This is a genomic window from Staphylococcus sp. NAM3COL9, from assembly GCF_001431205.1.
Classification (GTDB): domain Bacteria; phylum Bacillota; class Bacilli; order Staphylococcales; family Staphylococcaceae; genus Staphylococcus.
This window is the reverse complement of the sequence record NZ_LGPC01000011.1, coordinates 702,234-720,673: the sequence shown is the minus strand read 5'-3', so window position 1 is coordinate 720,673 and position 18,440 is coordinate 702,234. Positions and strand designations below refer to the sequence as shown.

Sequence of the window (18,440 nt, the reverse complement as noted above, 5' to 3'; positions counted from 1 at the left end):
TCTATCCTAATAGAAAAAAGGTCAAGATAATTTTGAATATGAAATAGGGCGTATATAAAAGAAGAAATAAATTATCACTTTAATATTTTTAAATGACGTTTTATCAGTATATAAAAAAGTGCTGTAAACCTCATTATGGACAATGTTTAGGTTTACAGCGCTATGTTATGTTTGTTAGATATTTAGAATGAAATTAATTTAATAACTGTAGGTTATTTATCTTTTTCAAAAGTTTTGCTAATTTCTTCGCCACGATTTTGTAAATTCTCGATATGAGACTGTAATTTTTCAATGTTAGGATTGATATCAGATTTGAAGTCACCAATCATTGTTTTTACTTCATCACCAATCGTACTACCAAATTCTGTACTTTCAGATTTAATTTGGGAAATATAATTCGTAATATCATTTATACTTTGCTTAATGGTATTTATTTCTCTATCAACTTCTGATTCAGCGCCGGCAGGTCTTTTTGTTTGCGCATTAAATTGATTAGAATCTCTTTTATCGCGATTCATCAAAGCGAAACCAAGACCAGTTGCAACGCCAGCACCAAGACCTAATAATATTTGAGCTGTTTTCATAAAAATTCTCCTCATTTCTAAATAATATCGCATTCTTTAATATGTTTTATATACCCCATATGAGATAAGATAAGCATGTTTAGTCGAATTGAGCTGCTATTTCTTGTGCGATTATAGCTTTTTGGTCATCATCAATTGTATCTTCATGCGTTTCCCATTTATAGCCAAAGCCATCCACATCATTTTCATATCTTGGTAAAAAGTGGAAATGAAGATGGAGGACAGATTGATCGGCAAATTCACCATTATTCTGTATAATATTTAATCCATCAGGGTTAAATGCTTTTTTAATAGCATTTGCCACTTTAGGTAATGCTGCACCAATATGTTTCATCGTCTCAGTATCTGTTTCGAAAATATTGGGTGATGCTTTTTTAGGAACTAATAGTGTGTGACCTTTTGTAACTTGAGAAATGTCTAAAAATGCGTAAACATAATTATCTTCATATACTTTATGGCTAGGTATGTCACCATCAATAATTTTACTAAAGACTGTTTCTGACATGAATCTTCACTCCTTGTAAGATTGTTACTGACTATTATAGCATTAGTATATTATTTTCGTCATTTTTCGCAGTAAATTTATGCCTATAGACTGATTTTTGATACAATATAATTTGTGGAGGTGCCATATGACAGTAAAAATAGAACATTTAACAGGCGGGTATGGTAAACGACCTGTAATTAAAAATATAAATTTTGAATTAATCCAAGGTGAAATTGTAGGGCTTATAGGATTAAACGGAGCAGGTAAAAGCACGACAATCAAGCACATGCTTGGTTTACTGACTCCTATGGAAGGTGAAATGACAATTTCTAATATAAATATAAAACAAGATGTTGAAACTTATAGAAGGAAGTTATCTTATATTCCAGAGTCTCCGGTTATTTATGAAGAATTAACATTGCAAGAACATATCTACATGACTGCTATGGCTTATAATATTAGCAAAGAATCTGCAATGGAAAAAGCACAACCTTTATTAAAAACATTTCGTTTAGAAGATAAATTGAATATATTTCCAAGCCATTTTTCTAAAGGTATGAAGCAAAAAGTGATGATTATCTGTGCCTTTATAGTAGATCCAGAATTATACATTATTGATGAACCATTTCTTGGATTAGATCCTCTAGGTATTCAATCAATGTTAGATTTAATGGTTGAGAAAAAAGACGAAGGTCGTACTGTATTAATGAGTACTCATATTTTGGCAACTGCAGAAAGATACTGCGATAGATTCTTAATTATGGATGAAGGTCAGATTGTCGCATTCGGAAACTTAGATGAACTAAGAGCACAAACAGGCTTAGAAGGTAAAACATTAGATGAAATATATATATATGTCACACAAGGTGGCCAACAAACATGAACCAAAATGCGAAACAATTATTTAGTACAAGAAAACAAGAGATAAGCAAAGAAAAACAATACTATAATAAATTCATATTTAATGGACATTTCTCTGTATTCCTTGTAATTATGTTCGGCGCCTTTCTAGTAGGCTATGGTGATTGGCTACAATCTATACCAAAACATTTTAATTACGCTTTGGTTGCTAGCATTGTCGTAGCATTAACATCTATGTTTCCAATTAGAACGTTGCTTAAAGATGCAGATAGGCTTTTTTTATTACCATTTGAAAAACACATGTCGGAATATATGAAACATAGTTTGATTTATAGTTACTTTTCTCGAATAGGGTTACAGGTAATAACACTAATTGTGTTATTCCCATTGTTTTTTGTAATTAATAATCAAAAGTTTGTTTTTTATATTTTGTTTGCTGTATTAGCACTCATTTTTCCATTATTAGGATTATTACTAAAATGGCAATGGTATAAATACCAATTAGAAGGTTGGTCTCTTTATGTATTACTCTTTATTATTTTTACCTCAGGATATTACTTAGCATTAGAACCGAAACAATTATCAAGTATTACTTCTGTTTTTGTACTTGCAGGTATAACGATGTTGATCCGTTATCAAAATAAGACACATTTATATCCTTGGGAACAAATGATTAAATCAGAACATCAACATCATATGAATTATTATAAATTTGTTAATATGTTCACGGATGTAAAATATCTTAAAGAAACAGCGGTAAGAAGAAGTTATCTAGACCCATTGCTAATTACGCCAAAAAGTAAAAGTTTTAATTCAAATTATATGTATCTTTATTTATTTATAAGAAGTTTTGTTCGTGGTAAAGATGCTTTTAATATTATTTTAAGGTTAGTAATTCTTGCGCTTGTTTTAATGTTTTGGTTAGAACAACCCATTATCATGTTAATTATTGGTAGCTTGTTTATGTACATTATCTTATTACAAATGGCACAATTTTATACACAACAAGCCTATGGTTTGTGGCCACAAGTATGGCCAGTTACTGAATCAAAAGTAATAAAAGGATATGAACAATTCTTATATAGATTAATGTTAATTGTAGGAGCGTTATTTATTATCGTTTATGCTTTTGTATTTCCACTCTATAGTTACTTTGGTTTGTTATTCTTCCTTGTAGGTTGGCTAACAATTATAAATGTCATTAAAAAACTTAAATATCAGGAAACATTGTTAAGAGATTAAAAAAGTCGTTTCTCGATGCGCTAGATAGTTTATCTAGCGCATAAGAAACGACTTTTTATTTTAAGAATTGTAATTTTCAATATTAATTGTCATCAATCGGGAATAAATGTCTTTCGAAATAGCTTGAATGTTGACGACTTGAGCCGAAGAATTGGCTTAATGCTAGCTTATCAAAGTTATCTTTGAATATAGATGAAGCTCTAAAATCTTCATAAGCATTTCTACTTTCGAAGCCAAAGTAAATCTTATATGTTAAACCTTGTTCCGGTTTTAAGAAACGATAACTTCTATAACCAGCAAATTGATTGAAATCAGTAGAAAAACCTTCCAATTTTTTCTCTAATTGATAAGCATGATCTTCTGAAGTCGGAATAAATAGTACTGAATAAAAGTTATTCTCATCTAAATCACCCTCAGCCTTTAGAACTTCATAAACTAAAGGTTGTTTTAAAACGGATTGATTATCTGTTTCTTCAATGATTACTGAAGAGTCAGAAGCTGAAAATTGTAATAAGTTATGACTAGGGTTATTAAGTCTGATTTGATTCAAATAACCAAAAGTACCATAAGATGCATAAATTTTCATAAGATTTCCCCCTTGCTTTGTTTAAGAAAATGCGTACAGCTATTATACTGTACTATAGATATATCTATTTTATCAAATAAATAGATATCTAAAAGAAAACAATAGTCAAATAATTAAGGTGATAAAAGTAGACTGTTTGTCTTTTTTATGACATTTTAACACAATGAACTACGGGGTATATAACAGTATGGTATTATAAATAAGAATGATTATAATGTAGGAGGATTCAAGGTGCATAATAAAAATAATACAATCCTAGATATGATAAATGGTGAGGCGGTAAACCACACACCAGTATGGTTTATGCGTCAAGCTGGTAGATCGCAGCCTGAATATAGAAAACTAAAAGAGAAATATTCTTTATTTGAAATTACACATCAACCTGAGTTATGTGCTTATGTTACACATTTACCAGTTGATAATTATAATACAGATGCAGCGGTGTTGTATAAAGATATTATGACACCACTTCAGCCGATAGGGGTAGATGTGGAGATTAAATCAGGTATAGGTCCAGTAATTCACAATCCTATAAAAAACATACACGACGTTGAAAAGTTAGGGAAGATTGATCCTAAGCGTGACGTGCCATATGTTTTAGATACAATAAAAATATTGACTGAAGAAAAATTAAATGTGCCATTAATTGGTTTTACAGGAGCGCCATTTACATTAGCAAGTTATATGATTGAAGGTGGACCTTCAAAGAATTACAATTTTACTAAGGCAATGATGTATAGTGACGAAGCAACTTGGTTTGCACTTATGGATCATTTAGTAGACATCTCCATCACGTATACATCTGCTCAAGTTGAGGCTGGCGCAGAAATAATTCAAGTGTTCGATTCTTGGGCTGGGGCATTAAATGTAAAAGATTATCGTTATTATATTAAACCAGCGATGGAGAAACTTATTAATGGTATAAAAGCTAAACATGATGTACCTGTAATATTATTTGGCGTAGGAGCGAGTCATTTAGCACATGAGTGGAATTCATTACCTATCGATGTATTAGGTTTAGATTGGAGGCTTTCTATCAAAGAAGCTGGAGATTTGAATATCACTAGAACCCTACAAGGTAATTTAGATCCATCATTGTTATTAGCACCATGGGATGTTATTGAAGAAAGACTAAAACCAATATTAGATCAGGGTATGGAACATGGACAGCATATTTTCAATCTTGGACATGGCGTTTTTCCAGAAGTTAAACCAGAAACACTTAAACGTATAACAACATTCGTTCATGATTATACAAAGAGATAGTAGACATAAACACACCTCTTCAAGAGTAACAACATATTATGTCATATACATCTAAAATTTATTATACAAAAGGATGATTTTAAAATGACAAAAACAATAGGCTTATTAGTTATGGCATATGGAACGCCATATCAAGAAAGTGATATTGAGGCTTATTACACAGATATTAGACATGGAAAAAAACCTACAGAAGCAGAATTACAAGATTTAAAAGATAGATACAAACATATCGGTGGGTTATCACCATTAGCTAATACAACAAATCGTCAAGCTGAAACTCTTTGTGATGCACTAAATGAAGCATACAGTGATGTTGAATTTAAATTATACATTGGTTTGAAACATATACATCCATTTATAGAAGATGCAGTTAAATCAATGCATGATGAAGGTATAGAAGAAGGGGTTACTGTAGTATTGGCTCCACACTATTCTAGTTTCTCTGTAGGTTCATATAATAAGAGAGCTCAAAAAGAAGCGGATAAATATGGTATTACATTGAAACATGTAGAACACTATTATCAACAACCTAAATTCATTCAATATTGGACAGAAAAAGTGAATGAATCATTATCAGAAATTCCTCAAGATGAACATGAGGAGACAGTGTTAGTTGTATCAGCCCATAGCCTACCAAAAGGGCTTATTGAGCAAAATAATGATCCATATCCAAACGAATTGCATCATACGGCACAATTATTAGAAGCACATTCTAATATTATCCATGTAGCCGAAGGATGGCAATCTGAAGGTAATACTGGTACGCCGTGGTTAGGGCCTGACGTTCAAGATTTAACTAGAGCATTATATAAAGAACATGGTTATAAAAATTTCATTTACACACCTGTTGGTTTTGTATGTGAACATTTAGAAGTGTTATACGATAATGATTATGAATGTAAAGTAGTCTGTGATGAATTAGGAGTTAACTATTTCCGCCCCTCAATGCCTAATACGGATCCATTATTTATTGGGGCAATCGTTGATGAAATCAAAAATGTTTATTAAAGGAAGCGTGAACTGTTTTGACTAAAAGTATTGCGATTATTGGTGCTGGTATTACAGGTTTATCAAGTGCATATTTTATTAAAAAACAAAGACCTGACATTGATGTCACTATATATGAAGCATCTAATAGAACTGGCGGTAAAATTCAAACATATAGAACTGAAGGTTACACCATCGAACTTGGGCCAGAATCCTATTTAGGGCGCAAACAGGTAATGACAGATATTGCTAAAGAAATTGGTTTAGAAAATGAACTGATTACAAACCAAACAGGTCAATCTTATATATATGCTAAAAATAAATTATTCCCGATTCCGGGTGGATCAATTTTAGGTGTACCAACTGACATTAAACCATTCTTAAAAACAAAATTAATTTCTCCTACAGGTAAATTAACAGCTGGATTAGATTTATTTAAGAAATCGATAGAAATGGAACATGATATTTCAGTTGGGTCATTTTTCCGTCAGCGCTTAGGGGATGAAGTGTTAGAAAATTTAATAGAACCTCTAATGGGTGGCATTTACGGTACGAATATAGATGATTTGAGTTTGATGAGTACTTTTCCAGAATTCAAACAAAGAGAAGAGCAATTTGGTAGCTTAATTAAAGGTATGCGATATGAAAAAGAACAGCGTCAGAAACAACGTCAACTATATCCAGGTTCGCCAAAAGGCCAATTCAAGCAATTCAGACAGGGTTTGAGTTCATTTATAGAGGCTTTAACAAAATATGTATTAAATCAAGGTGTGAAAATAGAATTTAATACGCCTATTCAAGATATTATTGTTGCGCAAAAATCTTATGAAATCGTCTCAGCAGAAATGAAAACTGAATATGATGGTGTCTTAGTTACTACGCCGCACCAAACATTTATGCAATGGTTTGGCAATGATCCTTCCTTTGACTATTTCGATACAATGGATTCTACAACTGTTGCAACAGTTGTATTAGCTTTTGATGAAGAAAATATTGAAAACACATATGACGGCACCGGATTTGTCATTGCGCGTACAAGTAAGACGAGTATCACTGCATGTACATGGACAAGTAAAAAATGGCCATTTACAACACCAAAAGGAAAAGTACTTATTCGTGCATACGTAGGTAAACCTAATGACACGGTCGTGGACGATCACACTGATGAAGAAATTGTGAATATTGTTAAAAAAGATTTGAGTCAAATGATGACATTTAAAGATGCGCCAAATTTCAGCATCGTGAATAGATTACCTAAAAGTATGCCACAATACCATGTAGGCCATATAGATTGTATTAAAGAAGTACAAGCACATATTAGAATAAGCTATCCAAGACTACGTATTACTGGAGCCTCATTTGAAGCAGTAGGGTTACCTGACTGTATTCAACAAGGTAAAAATGCTGTAGAAGAATTAATAGCTGAACTATAATAGAAAGTTTAAAGAGTCGTTTTTCGATATAATAAGTTATTATATCGAAGTAGCGGCTTATTTTTATATTTTTAATTGTTGGATAATTTAATAGTTATAACAATTGTGAGATACTTAATACATAGCGTAGTAGAAACGTAAGCAGTAGCAATTAAACAAGATATTATGAGCTATTGTACAGGGGGAGTAATGATGACAGATATTATAATAGTACATTCCAAAATTGGAGATGCTACAAATCATTGGTATAAATGGTTAGCTAATAATCTTATTTTAGAAGGTTACAACGTGACATTATTTGATTTACCAGTAGAAGAAAATGATAATCTTGAGCAGTGGGTGGAAAGAATGAAAGACCAGATCACTGTTAGAAAATATGAAACGTATTTTATAACACATGGTTTTGGTACTTTAGCATCACTAAAGTATATAGAGGATATGAATATAAGCCACATCGAAGGATTGTTTAGTGTTGCTGGCTTTATGGATGATGCGGAAGAAATAGATGCCTATGTCGATCCTGAAACGAAAGCAATTGATTATGAGATTGTTAAAAATAAAGTAGATCAATTTTATGGTTTATGTTCTAAAAATGATAAATATGTATCATTTTTAGAAACTAAAAGATTAATGGATACATTAAATGGTGTATGTAAAGTAACAGAGAATGGTGGCCACTTTATGGAAGATGATGGCTTTACTACATTTACAATTTTACACGGAAAAATGCAAGGTATCATGAGTAAGTAATTTACTATTTAACATTAAAGAACATTATTTAATTAGTTATTGTTCTTTAATGTACAATATTGAACGTAATGACATCACTATAAATGTAGTATTTAAGCGTGAAAACAATAAGTTTTTGTATAAATAAGGAACTAAAGATAAAATATTATTATTATATTCCTTTTTTACACAAAATAGTTTGTAAAAGTTATTGACTAAAGTGCTGGAAGTTTATATACTAAGTTAGTACTAATTGATAGGTGATGTGCAAACATTAATTATCGCATTAAAGTTTTAACGCCTGATTAAGCCAATGTAAATTACTTTTAAAAAGTTATTGACATTAAGTAAATATTCATGGTATATTAGTTGGGTAGGCGTCATTAATAATATTACCGCGGGATGGAGCAGCGGTAGCTCGTCGGGCTCATAACCCGAAGGTCGGTGGTTCAAATCCGCCTCCCGCAATTTTTTTATTTTAGGTCCCGTAGTGTAGCGGTTAACACGCCTGCCTGTCACGCAGGAGATCGTGGGTTCGAATCCCATCGGGACCGTCATTATTGTTATGGTTCAGTAGCTCAGTTGGTAGAGCAATGGATTGAAGCTCCATGTGTCGGCAGTTCGACTCTGTCCTGAATCATTTTTAATATTAGCTTTGGCGGTTGTGGTGAAGTGGTTAACACATCGGATTGTGGTTCCGACACGCGTGGGTTCGATCCCCATCATCCGCCCCATAATAATTAATAAGCGGGTGTAGTTTAATGGGAAAACCTCAGCCTTCCAAGCTGATGTTGTGGGTTCGATTCCCATCACCCGCTCCATCTTAATTATTCCACAGTAGCTCAGTGGTAGAGCTATCGGCTGTTAACCGATCGGTCGTAGGTTCGAGTCCTACCTGTGGAGCCATATGGCCCCGTGGTCAAGCGGTTAAGACACCGCCCTTTCACGGCGGTAACACGGGTTCGAGTCCCGTCGGGGTCATACAAACAGAAGTGAAATATCGCTTCTGTTTTTTTATATTCTATTGGAGAGTTGTCCGAGTTGGCCGAAGGAGCACGCCTGGAAAGTGTGTAGACGTCACAAGCGTCTCGAGGGTTCGAATCCCTCACTCTCCGCTATTTAGTTAATTCCCGTTAAGTTGACGTAAGTAAAACGTTGATTTGACGGGGTTTTCTTATACCTCGATATATACCGTAATTATACTTTTACGCCAACCGAACGCCAATATTGGCATTCAATTTATATCATTACTCCAACGGCTTCTAACGTAGTCATAGCCTTGTCTTTTTTAATTTCTGCCGTTTCATCTGGTAGAAATGAATAAACTTGAATATTGTAGCAAAGGTTCAAAAAATAGGTATAGATGGAACAACTAAACAAGATAGATTCACTGATAAAGAAGGTAATAATCGTTCAGGAGTACGTATTACAGCTAATTACAACATGACTGACTATAGCGGTAAAGTAAAGGGCGTTTTAATCCATAACACAGCAAGTAATGATGTGCCAGATAGAAACACAATACCTACTGAACAAGGTAAAAATGATTTTAATAAAGAAAGTGGAGATAAAGTAGATAATAGATGGAGAAAGAATAAACATAATATTCTTTGGAAACCTGAAAAGCTACATTTACTTGTAAAGCGCTAGACGAAAACGGTGAAGAAAGTTTTATTTATACAAGATACTATGGTCTATGGATAGGCTAGCCAGTAACTGTCCAGTTACATTACGGTCAATCAGTAAACTATGATGAAGTCTATGATTATGGTGGCTATATTCGTATTGCATGGACAGTAAATAATGGCGCACGTGTTTATATGCCGATTGGTTATTCAAATAGTAATGGTAGTTGGAGAGGAGACACAGGGGGCTTTAGTTAATTAAATTAATTATTGAGCAAACAATATAATAGCGTTAATATATAAATCGAGATAATTATATAAGTTATTTTTTACATTCATTAATTATTTACCTTTGGCGCTTCGGCGCCTTTTTTTATTTGTAAAAATACATAATTGGTACAAAAATGAAACAAAAGCTATTGGAGATAACGAGAGGGAGAGGAATAAATGGAATTAGGGATTATTTTTGTTTTGCTTTTAATAATACTCATTAGTATCGTTTTGACTGTTGTGTTTACACTATATAAATTGTTGATTTTATGTAAATTTTATATTAAAATGAGTGCCCAGACATAAAAATCTATCTATTTTGGGGTAAGCATTAGCGAGTGCTTGCTCTTTTTTATTATATAAAAGACTAAAAATTGATTTTAAAAAAGTTATATAGATTTCATACTCAAGGTAGATATTTATGCACAATGTTTTCACTTACTATGAAAGAACTGGAATAATTAAGATAAAATTAAGTGGAATAATTGAAATAAAATGAAGGGATTTCTTGTTGAGAGGCAATTGTCCTTTGTAATAAGTAGTGTAGTAAGTAGGTGGCAAACAGTGAACCGTTTAGAAGGGCAAGAAAACGAAGCGAAAATAGCTTTTGCTAACGAAGTGATTGAAAATAAAATCATAAAAATATTAAAAGTAATTTTTATGAAACCCACTCATTAATTTAGGTGGGTTGTTTTTACGCCAACGAAATAGCGAAAACGTTGGTATTATAGACTTCTTAAGTTCCCTCACTCTCCGCTACTTGATTATGATTACCTCATTACTCAACATTACTTAGAATGTTGATGTAGGGGGATTGTGCCTCATTATTAAAAAATAACAGTATTTTAATAGTGAAGGGTTTAAAATATGGCTGTTAAACAAAGAAATTGTGATTTTTAAACTTGAAAACTATACTGAATTAGAAAATAGAAAGATTGAAAATTATAATTATGGGGGCTCATACTTGGAAAATAGAATAGATTATTATGAAATTGCTGGAGAAGAAATGGCATTAATAATGGATTTGGAAAAACAACTAAAGAAAACATCTATTAATAGAAAGTTAAGAGAGTTGATTAAAATACGTGTCTCTCAAATAAATGGCTGCGCTTTTTGTATTGGTATGCATACTGCAGATGCTAGAAAAATGAAAGTATCAGAAGAAGAAATTTATTTATTAAACGCATGGCATGAAACTAATATATATTCTGAAAAAGATAAACTAGCTTTTAAACTTGCAGAAGCAGTGACGAATATTACTGTGAATGGCGTTACAGAGGATCTATTTAACGAAGTTCGTAAGAAGTATACAGAAGAGGAGTACACAGATTTAATATTAATTATTAATCAAATTAATATGTGGAATAGATTATCTATTTCTATGGGGAATAAACATATCATTTAAGTCATAATTTTATAGTAATAATGATAAATGAGGGTAATAATTTTTTATTGACCCTCATTTATTATTGAGTGAAGTTTAATCGTCTTGCTCATTCTTTAGTACTTTACCACTTTTAGCATCAATTGTGATTTCATGCTTAGTGCTGTTATTTTTTAGGTCTAAATCGTAAACGAGTTTGCCGTCATCTTCAGAAAGTGACCATTCCTTGATGTCACCATCAAATTCTTTTTGTCCTTTTTTGACAGCTTCTTTATAATCGATGGCATCACTATACTTAAAGGCTTCATTTTCATTTATTGAATCTTCTTTTTCAGTTTCTTTGTTTAAAACTTTTTTGTTTTTATCGGAAATGATAACTTCTGATTCTTCACCATTTTTTTGTTGTTCTATTTTATAAGCCCATTCACCGTTACTCTTTTCATAATTAATACCTTTTAAATCTTGTCCACTATATTCATCTTGTGCTTTTTTGATAGCATCTTTAGGACTTGTTTTGATTTTATCTAAAGCAATAACTTGTTTATCTGTGTCTTTATTACTAGAGTTCTCAGATTTAGTATCGCTTTCTGAATCTCCATTACCACATGCTGTAAGCAAAATACCTGATAGTGCAACCGCAGTCATTAATTTTAATTTCATATTTTAACACTCCTTGTAAATGATTCAATAATTATTCTATACCCATTAACAATACTTTTAAAATAAAAAATAAGTTTTCGAGGAATTTTAGTGTGAAAAACTTATAATCTTGAGTATAAATAACAAAAAAGTGTAAATTAAATGTTTTTCTATGACATGAAATCTTATTTATAAATTGTTCTATATAGCGTATAGCATGCAATGTGCAGCTACCTAATATATTATTTAAACGAAACGTTGTAAGCCTTAAGAAACTGCATTGTGATTAATTGTAGAAGCACCTAATCTGAATATATCTCGTCTAAATTAATAGAGAAATCATTTTCCCCTTATTATATATAGTCATAAAATTAAAGTGAAGATTTGGGCCATGTTAAATAATAATAAAAGCGTTATAATATAATATGATATGGAGGAATGTGGACGTGGAATTTTGGTTGAAAAAACAAGCAGAACTAAATGGTGAAAAGGTGTTTATAGATGATGGAATAAAGCAAATTTCATTTAATAAAACCTATCAATATGCTTCGAGATTAGCATACCAATTAAAAAAATTAGATAAGGAAAGAATTGGATTATATATCGATAATTCGATAGCATCCGTCATTTTAATTAATGCAGCGTGGTTAGCTGGTATTGAAATTGCTATGTTAAATACAAGGCTTACTAGAAATGAGATGCTTGCACAAATGGCATCCATTGAAGTTGATACTGTGATAGCGCGAGATCCTATAAAATTAGAAGGCATTCATATACTTAATTATGAAAACTTATGGACTAATTTGGATGATAATCAATTTGAAGCGTCATTTTCAATAGAACGTATTGCATCGATTATGTTTACATCAGGTACAACGGGATCTCAAAAAGCTGTGCCACAGACATTTAGCAATCATTATGCAAGTGCAAGTGGTTGTAAAAAAAGTCTTGGATTTGATCAAAATACTAAATGGCTATCGGTTTTGCCAATTTATCATATTTCAGGATTAAGCGTAATATTAAGAGCATTAATTGAAGGCTTTACAGTTCGTATAGCATCTAAATTTAATTCTGCAACTATGTTAAGTATTATAAAAGAAGAATTTCCTACACATGTGTCACTTGTGCCACAAACATTAAAGTGGTTAATGGATGAAGGATTTGACCATCCCTATCATGTTCAAAAGATATTACTTGGTGGCGCGAAACTCTCTAGTGCTCTGATTGATCAAGCACTTCAAAGTAAATTACCAATATATAATTCCTTCGGTATGACAGAAACGTGCTCACAGTTTTTAACTGCTTCGCCAGAGATGTTAGCACATCGTTATGATACAGTAGGTAAACCGAGCGAAAATGTTGATGTGAAAATTAAAGATCCAAATATGCAAGGTCATGGTGAATTGTTAATCAAGGGAGATAATGTTATGCAAGGTTACTTATATCCTGAAAATAAGCAAGATACCTTTGAAGCAGGTTATTTTAATACGGGTGATATTGCAGAAATAGATGATGACGGTTATGTAATGGTTTATGATCGCAGAAAAGATTTGATAATTAGTGGAGGGGAAAATATCTATCCCTATCAAATCGAGTCAGTAGCTAAGAATTATAATGGCATAGAAGATGCGATGTGTATCGGCGTAGAAGATTGTACATGGGGAGAGGTACCATATTTATATTACGTTGCGAATGTAACGTTATCCGAGCCGCAATTATTAGAGTATTTTGAACGAAATTTAGCAAAATATAAAATACCTAAGCAATTTGAACGTGTTAAATCATTACCTTATACATCAACAGGAAAGCTACAGAGAAATCGTTTGAAACTTTAATTCGAGGTGGATATGAAATTACAGACAGTGAAATTATACGAATATAATGCTAGTTTTAAACATACTATTGTGACACCGAAAATTAATTTGAATTATCGGAAAGTATTAATCATTGAATTAGTTACTGATACGGAGCAACATTATTTTGGAGAATGTAATGCTTTTGAGACGGATTGGTACTCATCAGAAACGATAGAAGTTGTGCGCCAACAAACTGAGAAATGGATTAAACAATACAAAAATAATACGTTTAATCATTTTGGAGAGGCACAAACAACATTAGATGGTTTGACGCCATATCCAGCTACAAGAAGCATGCTGGTAATGGCTTTTTATCAAATTTTTTATGAAATGCATTCATTTTATGTTCCATATGGTGCAACGGTAAGTGGTTTGACTGAAGGGAATTTAAAGCAACTTGTAGATACCCAACCACAACGTGTTAAAATAAAATGGTCACAGCATATACTACAAAATATTGAAACGTTAGAACAATTAGATTTTCAACCTAATATCGCAATAGATGCGAATGAAGCTATTCAAGATAATGAATCACACAAGTTAAAACAACTTGCTAATAAATCGTTACTTTATATCGAAGAACCTTTTAAATCATTAGAAAGACTGAGGGCTTTTACTAAATCTGAACTACCACCAATCGCAATAGATGAAAAAGCATTATCTAAAGATAAAATCTTGAAAATCATTGATAACAACCTTATTAATGTAGTTGTGTTGAAGCCATTTAGATTGGGTGGAGTAGACAAGGTATTAGAAATCATTAACGTATTAAAATCAAAAAACATCAAAATTGTTATCGGCGGTATGTATGAATATGGATTAAGTAGATATTTCACCGCATTGTTAGCTCAATATGCTGATTATCCAAGCGATATCACACCGGAAGGTTATTATTTTAAAAGTGATATAGTAAAAAATGCAGGTATATTAAAAGGAGATTCAATATATTTTGAACCTCCCGTAGTTAATACAGCACAATTACAGCGCGTTTATTAATCATTTTTTATTTTCTTTTTTCTTTAATGGTACTGGGTCAAAGCCACCTTTATGAAGTGGATGACATTTCGAAATTCTTTTAACACCTAACCATGTGCCTTTAAATGCACCATAGACTTGTATCGCTTCTCTCGTATATTCAGAGCAGGTAGGATAAAAGCGACATGTGGCAGGTGTCATTGGTGAAATGAAACGTTGATATATACGTATGAGTCCTAGGAACAATGTTTTCATTATAATTTTGCCTCCAACAAATAACTTAGCATAGACAGTTTAACATAATTAAAGGGAGAAGGATGAGCGTGAAGTTTAAAGATAGCGAAAATGATGATGTGTTTTTATCATATAAAAATGACGGAAATCGTGCTGATGGTAACCATGTCCTGATTATTCCTGTATTTCAAGGACAGTTGCTGTTTACTAATCATAAATTGAGAGGTATCGAGTTTCCTGGTGGCAAAAAAGAAGTAGGAGAATCCAGTGAAGTAGCAGCAGCTAGAGAATTATTCGAAGAAACAGGTGCAACGATAAAGCGGTGTAGTTATATTGCGCAATATCGTGTGGAAAGGCAAAGTGGATTAAGCTTTACTAAAGATGTATTTATGGTTGTCGTTAAGGATGCAAAGCAACAAAACGACTATTTAGAAACAAATGGACCTTTATTTTACAATAATGTATCTGATATTCCAGAAGAACGCAAAAGCTATTTATTGAAAGATGCAGCAATTTTACAATGTTTAGAGAGAGTGATGGAGCTTGGATTTTATTCATAGAAAACGTATGCCAGTTGAATCATCAACTCATTTTTTTGAAGAAGTCACATATAGTGTCGATGTGTTAAAAGTGCGTGGTCTTTTAATGTCACCTAAAGCCGATATTAAAAGAATTGTAATTTATTTACGCGGTGGAAAAGGGCAAGTTGGTAAGGTGCGTACAGGACGTTTGATGCAATTTGCAGACGATTATACATTAGTTTTCGGTCCTTATTATCGTGGGAATAATGGTAGTGAAGGAAAAGATGCATTTTACGGTGCGGATTTAAAAGACGTTACTGTTGCTATTAGAATGTTAAACCAAATGTATCCAGAAGCTTATATACATATGGTTGGATTTTCTAGAGGTGGTCTACAAGGATTGTTAACATTTCAAGAATTACCGATATCTAGTTATATTATTTGGGGTGGAGTCTCTGATATATATTTAATGTATGAAGAACGTGTTGATTTAAGAGGTATGCTTAAACGTATGATTGGTCATCCTAAAAAGAATGGTGATGCATATAGGCAGCGAGATGCAGTCTCTCAAATTACTGAGGATAGTCCACCAATTTTAATAGTACACGGTGGAAAAGATCATCAAGTTGGTATTCACCAAGCGTATTATTTAGCTGAACAATTAGATCATATAGGTACAACTTATCGCACATTTTATCAAATGGAAGAAGGGCATATTCCTAGACCCTTTGCATTACAAGCAACATTATCTACAATTAAACAATGGATGACGGATGTTGAACACCAGAAAATCAAACAAAATTATAATGAAAAATAAAAGGTATGAACTACAATTCTTTCGTAGTTCATACCTTTTTTATTAGTTTGAATTATTTGAAACCGCCATTGTAGGCTAAATCCTCTACTTCTGTACCGAATTTTTCAAAATTATGTTTAAAACGGTTAATTAAATCCTGAGCTTGCTCTCTATATGCTTCTGGCTTACTCCAAGCATTAATAGGGTTTAATAATGTCTGTGGTACACCTTCAATTTCTACTGGGATATCTAATCCGAACATATCATCTTTAATATATTCAATTTCACTTAATTGCCCAGTAATAGCTTGATTTACCATTTGTCTTGTATAGTTAAGGCTGATGCGACGTCCAAGCCCATATTGGCCACCCGTCCAACCTGTATTAACTAGATAAACATCTACATCATGTTTATCAATTAAATTTCCTAATAAGTCTGCATATACTTTTGCGTTGAGAGGTAGGAATGGTGAACCGAAACAAGTTGAGAATGATGGTTCTGGCTCTGTAACACCACGTTCTGTACCAGCTAATTTAGCTGTGAAACCACTAAGAAAATGATACATCGCTTGATCTTTAGATAGTTTGGAAATAGGCGGTAATACACCAAAAGCATCAGCAGTTAAGAAAATAATTGTATTCGGGTGTGCTGCTTTAGATGGTGTAACGATATTATCGATATGATCAATTGGATATGCGGCTCTTGTATTTTCAGTGTAGTAATTATCATCGAAGTCTACATCACCATCTTCATCGACAACTACGTTTTCTAAAATAGTACCATATTTAATTGCGTCGTAAATTTGTGGTTCTTTTTTATATGAAAGGTTAATTGCTTTGGCGTAACAACCACCTTCAATATTGAAGATGCCGTTTTCATTCCAGCCATGCTCATCATCACCAATTAGTTTACGTGTTGGGTCAGCAGAAAGTGTTGTTTTGCCTGTACCGGATAAACCGAAGAACAATGCAACATCACCCTTATCGCCAACATTAGCCGAACAGTGCATGCTCATGATTTTATCTTTAGGGAGTAAATAGTTCATTACTGAGAAGATTCCTTTTTTCATTTCTCCAGCATATTCAGTGCCACCAATCAATATCACTTTATGTTTGAAAGAGGTAATTATAAATGTTTCGGAGTTTGTGCCATCAACTTCAGGAACTGCTTTGAACGAAGGTGCTGAAACAATAGTGAAATCAGATTTGATTTCGCTAGCTTCTTCTTTAGTGCTTGGGCGAATGAACATATTTTGTGCGAATAAATTATGCCACGCCAATTCATTAATTACAGTGAGTTTTAATTGTGAATCTTCATCACTTCCTGCATAACCATTAAATACATAAAGTTCATCTTTTTTGTTTAAATGAGCTAAAACTTTATCATACAAATTTAAGAAAGTTTCTTCTTCGATAGGTTGATTTATGTTACCCCAATCGATGTCATCTCTATAAGATGGTTCATTTACAATAAACTTATCTTTTGGAGAACGACCTGTGTATTTACCTGTTTTAGCGTTAATTGCTCCAAGTTCAGTCAATGCACCTTCATCATTATTTAAAATTTTGTTATACAACTGTGTTGTAGATAATTGAAATAATGATGATGGTTTGTCCAATATACTTTCGATTTTGCTTGTGTATGTGTATGTATCTACCGCCATACTAATCCCTCCAACGCTATTTAGTTAATGTAAGCCTTTACAATTAAAAAGTATAACATATATGAAGTAATAGTCTACATCATATTAAAAGGAATTTTAAATAAATATTAATAATTGTTAAATTGACAATATATCATAGATTAGGTACTATAGGACTTAACGGATTCTCTTATCCTGAGTGGCGGAGGGACATGGACCCAATGAAGCCCAGCAACCTCTTCTTAATACGAAGAAAGGTGCCAAACCGTTTGCAGACATATATCGTCTGAACGATAAGAGCGAATGGACGTATAAGGGCCTTC

17 protein-coding genes, 8 tRNA genes, 2 pseudogenes and 1 riboswitch are annotated in these 18,440 nt (G+C 32.6%); of the genes and pseudogenes, 21 read left to right on the top strand and 6 right to left on the bottom strand.

The features are described from left to right. Nucleotides 1–212: 212 nt before the first annotated feature. The gene (locus ACA31_RS06400; protein ID WP_057512513.1) at nt 213–584 is read right to left on the bottom strand and encodes a YtxH domain-containing protein; all 372 of its coding nucleotides are present in this window, start codon (nt 582–584) and stop codon (nt 213–215) included. Between the two features lie 79 nt (nt 585–663). Continuing rightward, entirely contained in the window at nt 664–1,089 is a 426-nt protein-coding gene (locus ACA31_RS06395; RefSeq protein WP_057512512.1) for an HIT family protein, read from the bottom strand. 127 nt (nt 1,090–1,216) lie between these two features. Here ACA31_RS06395 and ecsA point away from each other — a divergent pair, with 127 nt between their 5' ends. Together ecsA and ecsB are read left to right on the top strand one after the other, a co-directional pair. After that, complete coding sequence (ecsA, locus tag ACA31_RS06390; RefSeq protein ID WP_057512511.1) at nt 1,217–1,954, top strand: ABC transporter ATP-binding protein EcsA; 738 nt, start codon at nt 1,217–1,219, stop codon at nt 1,952–1,954. Next, entirely contained in the window at nt 1,951–3,174 is a 1,224-nt protein-coding gene (gene ecsB, locus ACA31_RS06385; protein ID WP_057512510.1) for an ABC transporter permease EcsB, read from the top strand. The genes ecsA and ecsB overlap by 4 nt, the downstream gene beginning before the upstream one ends. 82 nt (nt 3,175–3,256) lie before the next feature. On the opposite strand, the gene ACA31_RS06380 is transcribed toward ecsB, so the two are convergent. Beyond that, nucleotides 3,257–3,760: a hypothetical protein gene (locus ACA31_RS06380; protein ID WP_057512509.1), complete on the bottom strand. Its 504-nt coding sequence runs from the start codon at nt 3,758–3,760 to the stop codon at nt 3,257–3,259. A gap of 231 nt (nt 3,761–3,991) precedes the next feature. Here ACA31_RS06380 and hemE point away from each other — a divergent pair, with 231 nt between their 5' ends. The 15 genes and pseudogenes from hemE to ACA31_RS06310 all read left to right on the top strand — a co-directional run bounded on the left by hemE (nt 3,992) and on the right by ACA31_RS06310 (nt 11,475). Then, nucleotides 3,992–5,026 (top strand): uroporphyrinogen decarboxylase, encoded by a 1,035-nt coding sequence (hemE, locus tag ACA31_RS06375; protein ID WP_057512508.1) that lies wholly within the window; start codon nt 3,992–3,994, stop codon nt 5,024–5,026. A gap of 84 nt (nt 5,027–5,110) precedes the next feature. Beyond that, nucleotides 5,111–6,034 (top strand): ferrochelatase, encoded by a 924-nt coding sequence (gene hemH, locus ACA31_RS06370; protein WP_057512507.1) that lies wholly within the window; start codon nt 5,111–5,113, stop codon nt 6,032–6,034. A gap of 17 nt (nt 6,035–6,051) precedes the next feature. Continuing rightward, nucleotides 6,052–7,446 carry a protoporphyrinogen oxidase gene (gene hemY, locus ACA31_RS06365; RefSeq protein WP_057512506.1) on the top strand — a complete coding sequence of 465 codons (1,395 nt, stop codon included), beginning with the start codon at nt 6,052–6,054 and terminating at the stop codon, nt 7,444–7,446. A 192-nt stretch (nt 7,447–7,638) separates the two neighbouring features. Next, nucleotides 7,639–8,196 (top strand): RBBP9/YdeN family alpha/beta hydrolase, encoded by a 558-nt coding sequence (locus ACA31_RS06360; protein ID WP_057512505.1) that lies wholly within the window; start codon nt 7,639–7,641, stop codon nt 8,194–8,196. A 375-nt stretch (nt 8,197–8,571) separates the two neighbouring features. Continuing rightward, nucleotides 8,572–8,643, top strand: a tRNA-Met gene (locus ACA31_RS06355). A gap of 13 nt (nt 8,644–8,656) precedes the next feature. Further along, nucleotides 8,657–8,729: transfer RNA gene (locus ACA31_RS06350), tRNA-Asp, on the top strand. Nucleotides 8,730–8,742: 13 nt separating this feature from the next. After that, nucleotides 8,743–8,815 (top strand) — tRNA-Phe (locus ACA31_RS06345). Between the two features lie 18 nt (nt 8,816–8,833). Next, nucleotides 8,834–8,909 (top strand) — tRNA-His (locus ACA31_RS06340). Nucleotides 8,910–8,922: 13 nt separating this feature from the next. Continuing rightward, a tRNA-Gly gene (locus ACA31_RS06335) sits at nt 8,923–8,996 on the top strand. 10 nt (nt 8,997–9,006) lie between these two features. Continuing rightward, nucleotides 9,007–9,081, top strand: a tRNA-Asn gene (locus ACA31_RS06330). A gap of 3 nt (nt 9,082–9,084) precedes the next feature. Next, nucleotides 9,085–9,156, top strand: a tRNA-Glu gene (locus ACA31_RS06325). 45 nt (nt 9,157–9,201) lie between these two features. Beyond that, nucleotides 9,202–9,290 (top strand) — tRNA-Ser (locus ACA31_RS06320). A gap of 213 nt (nt 9,291–9,503) precedes the next feature. Then, nucleotides 9,504–9,612: pseudogene (locus ACA31_RS13465) on the top strand (single-stranded DNA-binding protein); the annotation flags it as partial. Between the two features lie 284 nt (nt 9,613–9,896). Next, nucleotides 9,897–10,058, top strand: a pseudogene (locus ACA31_RS13590) (SH3 domain-containing protein); the annotation flags it as partial. 976 nt (nt 10,059–11,034) lie between these two features. Continuing rightward, complete coding sequence (locus tag ACA31_RS06310) at nt 11,035–11,475, top strand: carboxymuconolactone decarboxylase family protein (RefSeq protein ID WP_057512503.1); 441 nt, start codon at nt 11,035–11,037, stop codon at nt 11,473–11,475. A gap of 75 nt (nt 11,476–11,550) precedes the next feature. Here ACA31_RS06310 and ACA31_RS06305 read toward each other — a convergent pair whose 3' ends face one another. Then, a complete protein-coding gene (locus ACA31_RS06305; RefSeq protein WP_057512502.1) occupies nt 11,551–12,114 on the bottom strand; it encodes a PepSY domain-containing protein in 564 nt (187 codons plus the stop codon). A 425-nt stretch (nt 12,115–12,539) separates the two neighbouring features. Between ACA31_RS06305 and menE the strand changes: the two genes are divergently transcribed. Together menE and menC are read left to right on the top strand one after the other, a co-directional pair. Next, nucleotides 12,540–13,928 carry an o-succinylbenzoate--CoA ligase gene (gene menE, locus ACA31_RS06300; RefSeq protein WP_057512501.1) on the top strand — a complete coding sequence of 463 codons (1,389 nt, stop codon included), beginning with the start codon at nt 12,540–12,542 and terminating at the stop codon, nt 13,926–13,928. A 12-nt stretch (nt 13,929–13,940) separates the two neighbouring features. Beyond that, the gene (gene menC, locus ACA31_RS06295) at nt 13,941–14,945 is read left to right on the top strand and encodes an o-succinylbenzoate synthase (RefSeq protein ID WP_057512500.1); all 1,005 of its coding nucleotides are present in this window, start codon (nt 13,941–13,943) and stop codon (nt 14,943–14,945) included. On the opposite strand, the gene yidD is transcribed toward menC, so the two are convergent. Continuing rightward, nucleotides 14,946–15,179, bottom strand: a complete 234-nt coding sequence (gene yidD / locus ACA31_RS06290) for a membrane protein insertion efficiency factor YidD (RefSeq protein WP_057512499.1) — start codon at nt 15,177–15,179, stop codon at nt 14,946–14,948. A gap of 62 nt (nt 15,180–15,241) precedes the next feature. Between yidD and ytkD the strand changes: the two genes are divergently transcribed. Next, entirely contained in the window at nt 15,242–15,718 is a 477-nt protein-coding gene (ytkD, locus tag ACA31_RS06285; RefSeq protein ID WP_057512498.1) for an RNA deprotection pyrophosphohydrolase, read from the top strand. Next, nucleotides 15,702–16,496, top strand: coding sequence for an alpha/beta hydrolase family protein (locus ACA31_RS06280; RefSeq protein ID WP_172793154.1), 795 nt, complete (start codon nt 15,702–15,704; stop codon nt 16,494–16,496). The genes ytkD and ACA31_RS06280 overlap by 17 nt, the downstream gene beginning before the upstream one ends. Nucleotides 16,497–16,548: 52 nt before the next feature. Here ACA31_RS06280 and pckA read toward each other — a convergent pair whose 3' ends face one another. Next, nucleotides 16,549–18,138, bottom strand: a complete 1,590-nt coding sequence (pckA, locus tag ACA31_RS06275; protein WP_057512497.1) for a phosphoenolpyruvate carboxykinase (ATP) — start codon at nt 18,136–18,138, stop codon at nt 16,549–16,551. Between the two features lie 166 nt (nt 18,139–18,304). Then, nucleotides 18,305–18,417: riboswitch (SAM riboswitch) on the top strand. Nucleotides 18,418–18,440: the final 23 nt, after the last annotated feature.

Bases quoted from the DNA above. Each gene is read 5' to 3' on its own strand.
- ACA31_RS06400 (WP_057512513.1), bottom strand. From the start codon at position 584: ATGAAAACAGCTCAAATATTATTAGGTCTTGGTGCTGGCGTTGCAACT.
- ACA31_RS06395 (WP_057512512.1), bottom strand. From the start codon at position 1,089: ATGTCAGAAACAGTCTTTAGTAAAATTATTGATGGTGACATACCTAGC.
- ecsA (WP_057512511.1), top strand. From the start codon at position 1,217: ATGACAGTAAAAATAGAACATTTAACAGGCGGGTATGGTAAACGACCT.
- ecsB (WP_057512510.1), top strand. From the start codon at position 1,951: ATGAACCAAAATGCGAAACAATTATTTAGTACAAGAAAACAAGAGATA.
- ACA31_RS06380 (WP_057512509.1), bottom strand. From the start codon at position 3,760: ATGAAAATTTATGCATCTTATGGTACTTTTGGTTATTTGAATCAAATC.
- hemH (WP_057512507.1), top strand. From the start codon at position 5,111: ATGACAAAAACAATAGGCTTATTAGTTATGGCATATGGAACGCCATAT.
- ACA31_RS06360 (WP_057512505.1), top strand. From the start codon at position 7,639: ATGACAGATATTATAATAGTACATTCCAAAATTGGAGATGCTACAAAT.
- ACA31_RS06305 (WP_057512502.1), bottom strand. From the start codon at position 12,114: ATGAAATTAAAATTAATGACTGCGGTTGCACTATCAGGTATTTTGCTT.
- menC (WP_057512500.1), top strand. From the start codon at position 13,941: ATGAAATTACAGACAGTGAAATTATACGAATATAATGCTAGTTTTAAA.
- yidD (WP_057512499.1), bottom strand. From the start codon at position 15,179: ATGAAAACATTGTTCCTAGGACTCATACGTATATATCAACGTTTCATT.
- ytkD (WP_057512498.1), top strand. From the start codon at position 15,242: ATGAGCGTGAAGTTTAAAGATAGCGAAAATGATGATGTGTTTTTATCA.
- pckA (WP_057512497.1), bottom strand. From the start codon at position 18,138: ATGGCGGTAGATACATACACATACACAAGCAAAATCGAAAGTATATTG.